The sequence below is a fragment of the Nocardioides cremeus genome (assembly GCF_030518195.1).
GTDB classification, from domain to species: domain Bacteria; phylum Actinomycetota; class Actinomycetes; order Propionibacteriales; family Nocardioidaceae; genus Nocardioides; species Nocardioides cremeus.
The window spans coordinates 1-210 of record NZ_JAULSC010000489.1 but is presented as its reverse complement, the minus strand read 5'-3'; the positions used below and the strand labels follow the sequence as shown (position 1 = coordinate 210).

Genomic DNA, 210 nt, shown 5'->3' with positions numbered 1-210 from the left:
GCCGGCCTCGACGAGCGCCTCGCCGCGCCGCTGAGCCTCACGGGGCCCGGCGCCGGCCCCCGCGAGGTCGACCCGGCCGAGCTCGGCCGGTCGGTCGCCCACGCCGCGTCGGTCGCCGCGGCCGGCGGGCGCAGCTCCTGGGCCCCCGACCGGCTCTGGGACTTCTACACCGGCGGCGAGGAGCTCGACCCCGTCGTCGACGTCGACGAG

At 81.0% G+C, this 210-nt stretch carries 1 pseudogene; it reads left to right on the top strand.

Annotated elements, in window-relative coordinates:
- Positions 1 to 210: pseudogene (locus tag QWJ41_RS21835) on the top strand (VanW family protein); the annotation flags it as partial.